This is a genomic window from Aquamicrobium lusatiense, from assembly GCF_014201615.1.
GTDB lineage: Bacteria > Pseudomonadota > Alphaproteobacteria > Rhizobiales > Rhizobiaceae > Mesorhizobium > Mesorhizobium lusatiense.
The window spans coordinates 18,441-30,790 of the sequence record NZ_JACHEU010000002.1; the positions used below are offsets into that span (position 1 = coordinate 18,441).

Below are 12,350 nucleotides of genomic sequence, written 5' to 3' on the forward strand. Positions count from 1 at the left end.
CGCAAGCTGGCGTATTCACGTCGACAGATCGATTCTTGCAGGGACCGCCGCTCATGACAGACCTTTTCACGCTTTCCGCGCCTGATCTCGCCGCCCTTCTGTGCAGCCGGGTCTGTCACGACATCATTTCTCCGGTTGGGGCTATCAACAACGGCCTCGAACTGCTCGATGAAGGCGGCGCCGACGAAGACGCCATGAACCTCATCCGCCAGAGCGCGCGCAACGCCTCGGCTCGCCTGCAATTCGCCCGCATTGCCTTTGGTGCAGCCGGTTCGGCCGGAATGCAGATCGACACCGGAGATGCGCAGGCTGTCGCCATCGCATTTCTCAATAATGAAAAGCCGGAACTGGTCTGGGAAGGCGGCCGTGCGCTGCTGCCCAAGAACAAGGTCAAGCTGCTGCTCAACCTCATCCTGATCGCGAATGCCGCGATCCCGCGCGGCGGCAAGATCTCGGTCAAACTGGAAGATCTCGAGACCGCGCCACGCTTCGTCATTTCCTCCAGCGGTCCCATGTTGCGGGTGCCGCCGAAATTCCTCGAACTGCATTCGGGCGGCAAGCCCGAAGAGCCGATCGATGCCCATGCCGTGCAGCCTTACTATACGCTTCTTCTGGCGCGCGAAGCCGGCATGACGATCTCCATTCACGCCACCGCCGAAGAGATCACCCTGACCGCCGCATAAGGGTTGCGCCGATGAGGCAAAGGCGCAATCAGCACCATTTGCCGATCGTATCGGCAACCAGCCAAATTGCATTTGACAGAATTTTTATCCGTCAAATTTCCCGGTTCTTTACCCGTTGGCGCTACCATGGCTGAAGCTTCGCGGCACTTCTGCACCCGCGGAGCAAGCCGGGGGAAAAACAGATGAAACAACTGTGCATCTTTGCTGACGGGTCAAATGTGATCTGCAGGGTTGCAAAGCGAATTCTCGCCACCCCTGAGATGACTGTTTTTGAAAGCAGCACTGCCGCCCAGACACTGGAAATGTGCCGCCGGTCGATGCCGCATATCATTGTTGTTTCAAACAACCTGCCGGACATGAGTACCCCGGATCTCATTCGCGCGATAAGGTCCATCCAGGGGGCAGTCACGCCCCGGATTCTGCTTTCGCTTGTCGAAATGGACGTGGCGGCGATCATGCGCGCCAGACGTGCGGGGGCCGACAGCTATCTGCTGAAGCCCTTCGTGCGCGAGCAGCTTCTCGGCAGCTTTCGCACCATAGAGATCGCTGCCTGATTCGCCGCTGCAACATCACCTGAAAATAAAAAACCCGGCAAAGCCGGGTCTTTTCTGGTCTCGTCGCAAATGCAGCGATCAGGCGCTTTCGCGGATTTCTTCCGGTTCGCGCAGCACATAACCGCGTCCCCAGACCGTTTCGATGTAATTCTGGCCACCGGAACAGGCATCGAGCTTCTTGCGCAGCTTGCAGATGAAGACGTCGATGATCTTCAGCTCCGGCTCGTCCATGCCGCCATAAAGGTGGTTGAGGAACATTTCCTTGGTGAGCGTGGTGCCCTTGCGCAGCGAGAGCAGCTCCAGCATCTGGTATTCCTTGCCGGTCAGATGCACCCGCTGACCACCCACTTCGACGGTCTTGGCATCGAGGTTGACCACCAGATCGCCGGTGGTGATGACCGACTGCGCGTGGCCCTTGGAGCGGCGCACAATGGCATGAATGCGGGCAACAAGCTCATCCTTGTGGAACGGCTTGGTCATGTAATCGTCGGCGCCGAAACCGAGGCCGCGCACCTTGTCCTCGATGCCGGCCATGCCGGACAGGATCAGGATGGGTGTCTTGACCTTGGAAAGGCGCAGTGTCCTCAGAACCTCATAGCCCGACATGTCGGGCAGATTCAGGTCGAGGAGAATAATATCGTAGTCATAGAGCTTGCCCAGATCGACACCTTCCTCGCCGAGGTCGGTGGTGTAGACATTGAAGCTCTCAGACTTCAGCATAAGCTCGATGCTCTGTGCGGTTGCACTGTCATCTTCTATCAGCAGAACGCGCATCTCATTCCCCTTTTCTGCCGCCGAACCCGTGTACGACCCGTCCTGGCCCGCGGCAGCGATTGCCTGAATCGAAACTGCCACCGAATGGTTAACAAATCCTAATTTCGTGCTTCGGACGATACCAGAACTTTTAACCTCTTTCCATACTCTGTTGAATCCAAAGATGATTCGAGGGAAGCCCCAAACCGTCCCGTACGTCAAAAAACCGACGTAAGTGATTCAGCAGGCTCATTCGCCGGTATCAATTCGCATCAGAATTTTTACCGGCTCTTAAGTCCTGCCCCTTATGATTAACAATGCCCGTAAACGAATGGTTACCGGGCGCAAAGAATCTTAGGAATTTGTTTTCCATTGGCTCTTTCAGTGGAAAACACCGGTGGGAGGCCGTTTTTCGTTCCGCCGGATCAGTGTGAGCGTAAAGAGTATGTGCGGAGTTGAGGGTCATGAAGTCACGTGAGGGCCTCGTTCGTCTGAAGCAATTTCAGGTGAACGAGAAACGGCGGCAGCTGGCGCAGCTCGACGCGATGATCGCCGAATTCGACCGGATGGCGAACGAGCTGGAGATGCAGATCACCGCCGAGGAAAAGAAAGCCGGCATCACAGATATCACCCATTTCGCCTATCCCACCTTCGCGAAAGCCGCGCGCCAGCGGCGCGATAATCTCAGGGATTCCCAATCCGATCTGGCCAGGCAGCGAAGCACCGCCGAAACATTGCTTCATGAAGCTGAAGCCGAGCTTGCCAAAGCTGAGATGCTCGAAATGCGCGACGGCAAGGCGCGCGAGCCGGAACCTGCCCCACCGCGCAGCGCAATGATCGGCTGATCCTTAATTCAGACTGTCAGATTTCAAACGGCCTCGCCGGCTTCGCCGCGGGGCCGTTTTCATATCCGGCCGGAAAAATTCACCGACAGATGCAAGAAACCTGAAATTTTCGGATGAAAATCGGGAACAGCTGCTTGCAAACAAGCAAAAAGGCCCGGCCCTGTCGGGCCGGGACCTTCCGCTGATGGTTCGCAAACAGCCATGAAAATATGGCGGGACGGCTTCAGATCATTGTGCCGGAGCATGTTCTGTCCCTAAACCATCACGTGGTCCCGGGATTGAGATTTTTCTCAGAACAAAAGTCTGAAGCGACGGAAACGGATCCAAAAGATCAGAAAAGGCTTCAGTGCCGATATTGCTGAATTCGCGTGGTGCGAAGGCCCGCAAGCCCGTATTCATCGATCGACGCCTGCCAGGAAAGAAATTCCTCGGTCGTCAGGGCATAGCGCTGACAGGCTTCTTCAAGGCTTAGAAGACCTCCCCTGACGGCTGCCACAACTTCAGCCTTGCGCCGGATGACCCAGCGTCTCGTATTCGTTGGCGGCAGGTCGGCAATTGTAAGCGGGCTGCCGTCCGGCCCGATTACGTATTTGACTCGCGGTCTAACAAGATCGGTCATCATACTCTCTACTAAAAAAACGCAAGAACCAATCGCTGCCACACTACCGCCACAGCTTTAAAAATTGCCTAAGCGGTTCCTAATGGATAAGTAACGAACATGAACGTCACGTTAGGGAATGGTCGGGCCTTTGATTCAAATGCGATTCAAAGGCTACCGAACGTTCCCGAGGGCCTGAGTTGAAGGAAAAACGGGTCTGGCAAGCGATCGAAGCCTGACCTATATTTGCCTGACTGGCCTGTTTCCGGCATACCGGACCGAAATGCGGTCGCATCCTTTTGGAACAATGACATGAACAGCCTTGACCTTCCCGCACGCCCGCAGGACACGCGTGTCGTCGTCGCCATGTCCGGCGGCGTCGATTCCTCCGTTGTGGCCGGGCTGCTCAAACGTGAAGGCTACGATGTCGTCGGCGTCACGCTCCAGCTCTATGACCACGGTGCGGCAACGCACCGGCCGGGCTCCTGCTGTGCCGGGCAGGACATAGACGATGCACGCCGCGTTTCCGAAACGCTCGGCATTCCCCATTATGTGCTCGACTACGAGAGGCGTTTTCGCGAGGCGGTGATCAATCCCTTCGCCGAAAGCTATGTGCATGGCGAAACGCCGATCCCCTGCGTTTCCTGCAACCAGACGGTCAAGTTCGCCGATCTTCTCGCCACGGCGAAGGAACTGGGCGCCGACGCTCTGGCCACCGGCCACTACATCCGCTCGCGCGCGAACGGTGCGCACCGTGCATTGTATCGCCCGCTCGATGCCGACCGGGATCAAAGCTATTTTCTTTTCGCCACGACACAGGACCAGCTCGATTACCTGCGTTTTCCCCTGGGCGATTTGCCCAAGCCGGCTGTTCGCGCCATGGCCGAGGAGATGGGACTGTCCGTCGCGACCAAGCAGGACAGTCAGGACATCTGTTTCGTGCCGCAGGGCAAATATTCCGACATCATCGCAAAGCTGAAGCCCGGCGCTTCCACTCCCGGCGACATCGTCCATATCGACGGGCGTGTTCTTGGTCGCCATGACGGCATTCTGCGGTACACGATCGGCCAGCGACGGGGTATCGGCGTCGCTTCCGGCGAGCCGCTTTATGTCGTGCACCTCGATTCCGAGCATGCATGTGTAATCGTCGGCCCGCGTGAGGCACTGGAAACCCACAAGGTCTATCTGCGCGACATGAACTGGCTGGGAGATGAAGCCCTCTGCGAAATTCCGCCTGCAGGCATGGAACTCTTTGCCAAGGTTCGCTCCACACGCCCGCCCCGCCCTGCCATCCTGCGCCACGAAAATGACACTGCGGTCGTTGAACTGGTCGATGGCGAATCCGGCGTCGCGCCGGGACAGGCCTGCGTTCTCTATTCCGATGACGGCAACGACGCCCGCGTTCTGGGGGGCGGCTTCATCGGCCGCTCCGAGCGCGGAGCAGAAGCCGAAGCCATGCTGTCGCGTCTCGGCGCGCGGTCTGCACAGGTAGCCGGCTGACCTTTGAAACAAAGAAGCCAATAAAAAAGGGCAGCCCGTGCCGCCCTTTTTTTATTGGCTGAACATCCCGTTCGGAGCCTTAGACAATCCGTTGGTGGCGTACGGTTCCGGCCGTCAGCACCTGCAGAACGCGGATGGCTTCCTCGCCATTGGTTCGCGGCTCTGCGCGGGTCTCGATGCACTGGATAAAGTGCTCAAGCTCCCGCGTCAGCGGCATGCCCTGCTCCACCGGAACGTAGTGCGGCTCGTCTGCTGTGAAGGCCCACTGACCGCTGTCCTGCCAGATGGAGTGGTGATAGACCGCCAGCTTGCGCTCCCACGGCTCGACATCGTCGAAAACTGCCATTCCCTTCGTGCCGACAACCGTCAACCGCCGCTCGCGATACGGATTGAGCCGCGACGCAAACAGGTGCCCGCGCAGATTGCCGGGAAAACGCATATGCAGATGCGCGAAATCGCTGAGATGATCGAGCGCTGCCGCCCCTTCCCCATGGACCTCTACCGGCGCCGCGCCGGTGATGGCCAGGATCATGGAAAGATCGTGCGGGGCAAGGTCCCACAGCGCATCATTTTCGGTATGGAATTTTCCGAGGCCCAGACGATGCGAATGGATATAGCGGATTTCGCCCAGCTCGCCGGCATCGACCAGCGCCTTGAGCTTCTCGAAGGCCGGGTGGAAGCGCAGCACATGACCGACCATATAAACACGGCCCTTGTCCCTCGCCGCCGCCACGGCCCGCTCCGCGTCCTCTACGGTGAGCGCAACCGGCTTTTCCACAAGCACATCCTTGCCCGCCCCGACAGCGCGGATGGCCGCCTCGGCGTGGAACTGCGGCGGAAGTGCCATCACGATGGCATCGACATCTTCACGTTCGAAAAGCTCGTCGGGAGTGAGCGCCAGACAATTCTGTTCGCTGGCAAAACCTTCGGCACGGTCACGATTGGCATCGGAGACCGCGTAAAGGGCACCAAGCCCCTTCAGGGTACGGACATGGTTGCTGCCCCAATATCCGCATCCAAGGACGGCAATACGCGGTTTCATCAATCATAAACTCGAAGATTCAGGTGGCTGACACATAGCGGCGGCCCGGATCGAACTCAACCCCACCCGTTCACGCCGGCAAATTTCACTGCGGCAGAAAACAGCGTCAAATCCCCAGGCAAGTGCTTTTGCCTGCTTGACACAATTGCCATGGCCACCTTATATCCGCGCGACCTTGGCAGAGGGCATCGCAGCGGCGAGTTGCGGTAACGAACCTTTGCACCGGGGCGGAGTAGCTCAGTTGGTTAGAGCAGAGGAATCATAATCCTTGTGTCGGCGGTTCAAATCCGTCCTCCGCTACCAATCTTTTCAATGACTTAGGTCAAAAATCGCTAAGAAACCCATCGCAACACGTTCCGGAGAAAACGTAATGTTTTCAAGGCTTGCAACGTGTTGCAATTAATTCCATGCAACATAACTGCAACACGCAAAACGCCCCGCCACCCTTGCGAATGACGGGGCGCCATGTGCTTTCCTCAGTGGTAGCCGCTACAGGGTGGTGGCCGGTGGCGGATTGCGTAGATGGATGTGTCGCCGGCATAGGGACACGACACATCCAGCCCCCATCCCTTGTTATCGGGCGGGACCGCACCCTGGTTCGTCCCATTGAACGCAGGTGCGAGACACTGTTAGGTGGTGCCGGTGGCTGGGTTAGGGCTTGCTGCTGTCGAGCGCTGCCAGAAGGCCGCGATACGCTTCTTGATGTTCGGGGCCGCCCACATCCTCCATATCCTCCGGGGCCGACCATGCCCAAGCAATCGCGTTCTTGATGGGCTCGTCTTCTTCTGACGCGATGGCGTCATCCTCTACAACCGGAGGAGCGGGAAGCGGCATCCAGTGGGTTGCGCCTTTTATCGGCTTGATACAGTCGCCTGTGCTTTCATCCCACCAATCGTCGCCTGAATCTTTACTGACTGGCGCTAAGCAATGTGGTCCCGTGTCGCTCTCAGTGATGTAGACCATAAACGGCCGCCCGTCGCGCGGCGCTGTCTCGATAGGCTGCCAAGTCATGCCGTTGCCCCTTCCAAAAACATCTTCGTGAGGCATTCGGACAGTTCCGCGGTAGCCCGCACTGCGTGTCGAACCCGATCGTCGTCTTCCGATGTCGATTCGCACAGAAGGTCCCATGCGATTTGCGCCATCACTTTGACGCGCCACATCTGATCCTCGAAATTCGTAGGAACGGTCAGGTGCATGTCGTTGGGCCTGCTCATGCCGCCATCTCCTCTTCCGACGGCCCGACCGCCTCAAGGTTGAGTTCCGTCATTTCCCCGGAAAGCCGCTCGGCAATATCGTAGGCTAGATGGAGGACCGGCAAGCGCCAGTCGTTGGCGCTCTCGCCATCGAGCATCATAAGCTTCAGAAGGCCGGCAAGGTGATAGGCGTCATTGCAGGCGGTGACGAACCGGGGAGTCTCGTAAGGATGTTTTGGGGTGGGTGGTGAGACATTGTTAAGCATGTCGGCGGGCTCCTGTTGTGTTATGAAATCAGTATGTGGTACTGATAACAAGACAAAATCAGGACGTCAATACGAAATCGGTACACTGTCACGATGAATGCGATTCAATGCAAAATGGCACGCGCCGCTCTGGGGTTAGGCGTAAGAGACCTAGCGAAACTGGCCGCGGTGTCCGTCGATACGGTCTCACGCCTCGAACGCGGCGAGGAGCTAATGCCCCGCACCGTCCAAGCCATCCGCGCCGCCCTCGAATCGTCCAGCGTCGAGTTCATCAACGACGAGCGCGGTGATGGCGTTGTGCGGTTGCGTCGTCAATAATCCCTGATAAATGGACCCGGAACTTGAGGTTCGGCTCTACGGGCGCCATGAAGATGGCGGCTTTGAGACTCTTATTGCCTACACCGCAAAGTATTTCGACGGTAATATTCCCATTCCGGGCGACACGATAGTGACCTGCCCCGGGTCCGTCGCTCTCGTGTCCTACAGGGTCATCGACCGATACTTCATCACCGACGGCTTCTTTGATCGGGGATGGGCACTACTGGTCGAGCGAGTTGCGAAGGCGCCTGATTTAGCTGAATTGGGAAGGCAGTGGGTCGAGGACACAAAATTTTTCAACGAGCTCCAAGATGAAGATCCTAATCAATGGAAAGGAGGTTGGATCTCCCCCGAAAAACTCGACCGCTCGAACCGCGATCCCGCCTATTGGACGTTTGAGCGGAAGGAACTGCTCCGCCAAGAACGCGAAGCCCGCGTGGCCGCGATGAGCGCTGGGGAAAAAGCACAAGAAAAAAATGAGTAGGTATTGCGCGGTAACGGTGGCGCCCCCACCTTATCTTATAACTTCGAAATAGCCGCGTGTGTTTGAGGGAATCACCTAATCGGCTTGCAAAAAAATCCCTCAAAACATGGCTGGGCGACGACAAGCGGCTACATCAAGAGCCTGTCGTCATAGAGATGGAGAGAGCATTGAACGCTCTTTTTGTTCTCGAAGCCAGCCAGTCGACCGGAAGTCTCCGGCTGGCGCTTGACCTTAGGGTCAACATGGCGGCAGTTCTGATATTCTTCAGTCGACTGTTCTAAAGGAAGAGCCCGGCTTCGCGCCGGGCTTTTTCTTTATTGACTCCCCTCCAGCCCGCGCCATGATGCCTGCGGGTTATTTGGGAGGGGAATGATGCCTGAAACTAGGCGCCTTGTGCCGCGGGTCACTGACGTAGAACTATTGTCATTCTTCAGTAACGCAGCGTCAAGCATCGGTGCCCCGAGCTTCTCAGTTTTAGAATTCGGAGGAGCCTCCCCATTTCAGGTAGAAACCGGAGACATCCCAGACGATTACGGTGAAACTGCTGTCCTTCGAATTGCGAAAGCAGAGGTCTACCATTTGAGATTTCGGATTGTCTTAGACCGGCAATCTACAGATCAGGGGGACGCCGCACTTTTCGATACGCTTATAATAGAAAATACCGCGGCCGAGGGATCCCAGCCAAGGCAAGGGGTTGAACCCAAAGCCATACGTGACATCCAAGACTTAGTTGCTTCTACCTTCGGCAAAGATGATGAAAAGGTTAGCGGACTTTTCAGAAATCCGAAACTTTTTCGAGATCTTCTTGCGTCGCATCATCGACAAAATGTACAACTTCAGAAGACTGTTCTAACGGTCGGAGAGCAGGCAGCCGCCGCAAGAGTTGCTCTTGAGCAAGAGTTCAGTCGTAGGCGAGCTACGTTGGACGACGAACAACGTCGAGAAGACGCAGCTAGAGAAGATGCGCTTAAAGCCAAACTTGCAACCCTAAGCGAGAAGGAGAATGCGCTCACTGCCCGTGAGAAGGAGTTGGACGATCGAAGCAACACCCATGCCAGACGCGAACTTCATCGAGATCTCAAAAACAAAATAGCGCAGCGGGCTGACAGCCTACGAGTTACACCAGAAACGATAGCAAATCGTAGACCAATCCACTTAGCCGTAATGGCCGCCAGTTCTGGACTGGTAGCGCTAATATTCTTCTTTACGAGCCAAGCAGATTTATCATCACAGGGATCTGGGGCAACACTATCCATCATTGCAGGAGCCAAGCCGCTAACGCTCACAATAGCACTTTTGGGACTTATTGCTTGGTATCTGCGCTGGATGAACCGCTGGTTTGAGCGCTACGCCGACGCAGAGTTCCAACTCAAGCAGTTCGATCTGGATATTGACCGGGCGAGTTGGGTCGTTGAGACTGCACTCGAATGGAAATTATCCCAAGACAGGCCTATGCCTGAACACCTTCTTGAAACAATATCAAGAAACCTGTTCTCGAAAAGTGAGAAGGACGAAAGTGCAGACATCCATCCCGCAGACTATCTCGCTTCCGCAATATTAGGGCGAGCATCCAACGTAAATCTCAAGGTACCCGGGGGCGAAATTTCATTGACAGGTAAAGATATTGGGAAGCTAAAAAAGGATCAATTGTCATAGATAGTTGAATTTTCAGCGCGCAAAAGATAAATGATTAATAAGTTTGTACCCCCCCCGGCGCCGACCACAATAGCCGGCGCCGGGATTGGTATGGCTAAGCCGCCTCCATCCACGCCGCAGCCTTGCCGTCCAGCTCCGGCCTGTTCTTCTCTCCGACCACATCGGGCCAGTTCCGCAACCGTTCGACGCTCACGCCTTCAGCGCGCACGGTAGTCAGGTCGACATGTCCGCCGACGGCGTAGAGCACTGGCTGCTCTGGATGAGCAAGGTAAACCATCTTCGTCCGGCGGAATGCCTCGAACAGACCGGCGCTGGCCTCTGCCAGAGTCTCCGTCGCCATTCTCTCCGGCAAGCCGTACTCGGCCATCATTTCGGGGCTCGGACCCGGTGCGCCGGCCCATTCCTTACCGACATCATAGAGAACGAGCGGATCGTAGCCCTCGAATCCGCACGTCGTGAACCAATGAAGTTGCGGCACTCCGACATCTGAACGCTGTCAATAACACCATCGATCGGGATTTCGCGTAGCCGCTCATATCGCTGCATCGACCTGCCGAACAATCCAAATTGGCAACGCGACAATTCGCGACTTCGAGCGTGATAAGTCGACACCGCAACACCCACACTTGACGTGTTGCGCCGGACGTTTGAATCTGCTGCCGTCCTGTTCATTGCAAGCAGCGTGAATGGTCCGGGTGTTAGGCTGCTGCACAGGGAGTAATGGACCCGCTATGGCGTTACCTACCAGCACTAACGATATAAGCGTCGCAGCTAGAGAATCCGGGTTGCCCGGGAGCGCAGAAGGCCCCCAGGATGCATACCGTCACATACTGGGCGGGGTCATCGTTGGTCACTATTTCGGGGTCGGAGGAAGGGCAATTGTCGGGTTGGTCAACTTATTAGAGAGGCATCAGCCGAACCGAACGCTTGATAGCCGACTGAACGACATTCATAACAACAATGTAGGATTTGAAATCGGCCTCCAGGATGGAACTCTCGATGAGAAGTTGGGATTGGTAGCCGATATGTTTCGAAAACCAGGTGGCAACGATCGACAACGTGGACGTCCTGCGTACACCAATACAGAATATGGGACCGCATTTGATATCCGAACTCATGCAGTCATAGACTCGCTGCAAGGGAGGACAGATCGAACCGCTCGATCCAAGCCAACACAAACGCCCGCTCCAACCTCTGGCGACATGCATGGGCCACCGCCACCATCAGTTGAGCGAGGTGAAAAGCCTGAAAAGCCTCCAGTAATCACGCGACCTCTTGGCAAGGTCGTTGACGAAAACATCGCATTGATAGACCTATCTGAGAAAGAGCTTCTATTTCTATTGCGGTTGCTCATCACGGAGATAAACCCACCATCGATAGATGATGATGGTGTTCCGGAAAAGCCGATTGATCCGCCAACGCTAAAACAGACGCTGCAAAAACTTCGCACCGAGGCAGCGGGAGTAAGTTTGCGGGACTTTATGAATGCGATCATTACATTGAATGCAGGAAATCCCAAACTTCTTGAAAAGTCGCTCCTAGAATTCATGCGCCGACTCAGGACACCAAACCCACAAGGTACGTTGTTAGACGCAATTACAGATTGGACAGTGACTGATCCACCTAAAGAGCGATTTTCCCGAAAACCAGGCGGCCGCTTGTAGTTGAGAGGAATACCACGACAAGAGACCGCCGCGCTTCAGTATCAGTGCTTCCTGACAAACTCACTGCGTAGGACGAGCCCTTGATGGCTTGCAAGAGGCCGCATGCGTCATGTTCATAAACAGCAATCAAAACGGGCCGGGTGTGCAGTTGATGGATCCGACATGAGCGACAACCAACGCCTTCTGTCACGGCAGGAGGCAGCCGCCTATTGTGGAGTGAGCGTTTCCACATTCTCAGGGTGGGTGGCCGCGGGCCACATTCCGCGGCCACTATTTGGTTCGCGCCGATGGGACAAGAAGGCGATAGACGACTGCTTGGATAAGGCTTCCGGGTTGTCGCGGCCTATCTCAACGCAGGAGGAAGATCCATTTGAGAGATGGCTGAGGAAAGCCCATGCGAGTTAATTTTAAATGGTATAGCCAATGTCTGGAGGGGCTAATACGATTTTGCTTTCAGCGAATGACTATCCGCTTCTAGTCAGTCGTAGCTCCTAAAAATTTAGGAACAAGGGACATCCCATTGAATCCCCTCCCGCCGGCGGGCGAAAGGGGGGTGCCCAGTTTTGGGCACCCCCTGCGCGATCAAGGAAGATACCACCCATACCCCTAACCATACCTCGCCATCAGCTCGGCCAACTCATCCTGCCCCGGCGCCTCGTCCTTCTGCTCGCCATGCAGCATGGCCCAGCCTTTGACACACTGCGCGAACTCCCACGGGGTCATCTGGTCGACTTCACGGGGTTTCAGGCCAATCGCAAAGCCGACAAAACTTGACTTCACCTCGCCTTTACGCA

General features: G+C 56.1%; 17 protein-coding genes and 1 tRNA gene. 10 read left to right on the plus strand and 8 right to left on the minus strand.

Annotation, left to right across the window (positions count from 1 at the left end):
* The first annotated feature begins 53 nt into the window (after nucleotides 1-53).
* On the plus strand, nucleotides 54-683 hold the full coding sequence (gene chpT, locus HNR59_RS14050; protein ID WP_183831660.1) for a histidine phosphotransferase ChpT: 630 nt from the start codon (nucleotides 54-56) through the stop codon (nucleotides 681-683).
* A gap of 182 nt (nucleotides 684-865) precedes the next feature.
* On the plus strand, nucleotides 866-1,237 hold the full coding sequence (locus tag HNR59_RS14055; protein ID WP_183831661.1) for a response regulator: 372 nt from the start codon (nucleotides 866-868) through the stop codon (nucleotides 1,235-1,237).
* Nucleotides 1,238-1,315: 78 nt separating this feature from the next.
* Here the strand turns inward: HNR59_RS14055 and ctrA are convergent, their stop codons facing one another.
* Nucleotides 1,316-2,011 carry a response regulator transcription factor CtrA gene (gene ctrA, locus HNR59_RS14060; RefSeq protein WP_183831662.1) on the minus strand — a complete coding sequence of 232 codons (696 nt, stop codon included), beginning with the start codon at nucleotides 2,009-2,011 and terminating at the stop codon, nucleotides 1,316-1,318.
* Between the two features lie 443 nt (nucleotides 2,012-2,454).
* Here ctrA and HNR59_RS14065 point away from each other — a divergent pair, with 443 nt between their 5' ends.
* Complete coding sequence (locus tag HNR59_RS14065; protein ID WP_183831663.1) at nucleotides 2,455-2,835, plus strand: flagellar export protein FliJ; 381 nt, start codon at nucleotides 2,455-2,457, stop codon at nucleotides 2,833-2,835.
* A 343-nt stretch (nucleotides 2,836-3,178) separates the two neighbouring features.
* Here HNR59_RS14065 and sciP read toward each other — a convergent pair whose 3' ends face one another.
* Nucleotides 3,179-3,454, minus strand: a complete 276-nt coding sequence (gene sciP, locus HNR59_RS14070) for a CtrA inhibitor SciP (RefSeq protein WP_183831664.1) — start codon at nucleotides 3,452-3,454, stop codon at nucleotides 3,179-3,181.
* Between the two features lie 291 nt (nucleotides 3,455-3,745).
* On the opposite strand from sciP, the gene mnmA reads away from it, so the two are divergent.
* Nucleotides 3,746-4,933: a tRNA 2-thiouridine(34) synthase MnmA gene (gene mnmA, locus HNR59_RS14075; protein WP_183831665.1), complete on the plus strand. Its 1,188-nt coding sequence runs from the start codon at nucleotides 3,746-3,748 to the stop codon at nucleotides 4,931-4,933.
* A 79-nt stretch (nucleotides 4,934-5,012) separates the two neighbouring features.
* Here the strand turns inward: mnmA and HNR59_RS14080 are convergent, their stop codons facing one another.
* Nucleotides 5,013-5,975, minus strand: coding sequence for a Gfo/Idh/MocA family protein (locus HNR59_RS14080; RefSeq protein WP_183831666.1), 963 nt, complete (start codon nucleotides 5,973-5,975; stop codon nucleotides 5,013-5,015).
* Nucleotides 5,976-6,201: 226 nt separating this feature from the next.
* Between HNR59_RS14080 and HNR59_RS14085 the strand changes: the two genes are divergently transcribed.
* Nucleotides 6,202-6,278 (plus strand) — tRNA-Met (locus HNR59_RS14085).
* Between the two features lie 348 nt (nucleotides 6,279-6,626).
* On the opposite strand, the gene HNR59_RS14090 is transcribed toward HNR59_RS14085, so the two are convergent.
* The 3 genes from HNR59_RS14090 to HNR59_RS14100 are packed head-to-tail and all read right to left on the minus strand — an operon-like array spanning nucleotide 6,627 to nucleotide 7,434.
* Nucleotides 6,627-7,022, minus strand: a complete 396-nt coding sequence (locus HNR59_RS14090; protein ID WP_183831667.1) for a DUF551 domain-containing protein — start codon at nucleotides 7,020-7,022, stop codon at nucleotides 6,627-6,629.
* The gene (locus tag HNR59_RS14095) at nucleotides 6,983-7,189 is read right to left on the minus strand and encodes a hypothetical protein (RefSeq protein ID WP_183831668.1); all 207 of its coding nucleotides are present in this window, start codon (nucleotides 7,187-7,189) and stop codon (nucleotides 6,983-6,985) included. Before HNR59_RS14095 ends, HNR59_RS14090 begins: the two co-directional genes overlap by 40 nt.
* On the minus strand, nucleotides 7,186-7,434 hold the full coding sequence (locus tag HNR59_RS14100; protein WP_183831669.1) for a hypothetical protein: 249 nt from the start codon (nucleotides 7,432-7,434) through the stop codon (nucleotides 7,186-7,188). Before HNR59_RS14100 ends, HNR59_RS14095 begins: the two co-directional genes overlap by 4 nt.
* A gap of 114 nt (nucleotides 7,435-7,548) precedes the next feature.
* Here HNR59_RS14100 and HNR59_RS14105 point away from each other — a divergent pair, with 114 nt between their 5' ends.
* The 3 genes from HNR59_RS14105 to HNR59_RS14115 all read left to right on the plus strand — a co-directional run bounded on the left by HNR59_RS14105 (nucleotide 7,549) and on the right by HNR59_RS14115 (nucleotide 9,892).
* Nucleotides 7,549-7,752, plus strand: a complete 204-nt coding sequence (locus tag HNR59_RS14105) for a helix-turn-helix domain-containing protein (RefSeq protein ID WP_183831960.1) — start codon at nucleotides 7,549-7,551, stop codon at nucleotides 7,750-7,752.
* 10 nt (nucleotides 7,753-7,762) lie between these two features.
* Nucleotides 7,763-8,236, plus strand: coding sequence for a hypothetical protein (locus HNR59_RS14110; RefSeq protein ID WP_183831670.1), 474 nt, complete (start codon nucleotides 7,763-7,765; stop codon nucleotides 8,234-8,236).
* Nucleotides 8,237-8,605: 369 nt separating this feature from the next.
* A complete protein-coding gene (locus HNR59_RS14115; protein ID WP_183831671.1) occupies nucleotides 8,606-9,892 on the plus strand; it encodes a hypothetical protein in 1,287 nt (428 codons plus the stop codon).
* A 94-nt stretch (nucleotides 9,893-9,986) separates the two neighbouring features.
* Here the strand turns inward: HNR59_RS14115 and HNR59_RS14120 are convergent, their stop codons facing one another.
* On the minus strand, nucleotides 9,987-10,370 hold the full coding sequence (locus HNR59_RS14120; RefSeq protein WP_183831672.1) for a type 2 periplasmic-binding domain-containing protein: 384 nt from the start codon (nucleotides 10,368-10,370) through the stop codon (nucleotides 9,987-9,989).
* Between the two features lie 253 nt (nucleotides 10,371-10,623).
* Between HNR59_RS14120 and HNR59_RS14125 the strand changes: the two genes are divergently transcribed.
* Both HNR59_RS14125 and HNR59_RS20985 read left to right on the plus strand, forming a co-directional pair.
* On the plus strand, nucleotides 10,624-11,556 hold the full coding sequence (locus HNR59_RS14125; protein WP_183831673.1) for a hypothetical protein: 933 nt from the start codon (nucleotides 10,624-10,626) through the stop codon (nucleotides 11,554-11,556).
* Between the two features lie 162 nt (nucleotides 11,557-11,718).
* The gene (locus tag HNR59_RS20985; protein WP_183831674.1) at nucleotides 11,719-11,961 is read left to right on the plus strand and encodes a helix-turn-helix domain-containing protein; all 243 of its coding nucleotides are present in this window, start codon (nucleotides 11,719-11,721) and stop codon (nucleotides 11,959-11,961) included.
* Between the two features lie 201 nt (nucleotides 11,962-12,162).
* Here the strand turns inward: HNR59_RS20985 and HNR59_RS14135 are convergent, their stop codons facing one another.
* Entirely contained in the window at nucleotides 12,163-12,336 is a 174-nt protein-coding gene (locus tag HNR59_RS14135; RefSeq protein ID WP_183831675.1) for a hypothetical protein, read from the minus strand.
* Nucleotides 12,337-12,350: the final 14 nt, after the last annotated feature.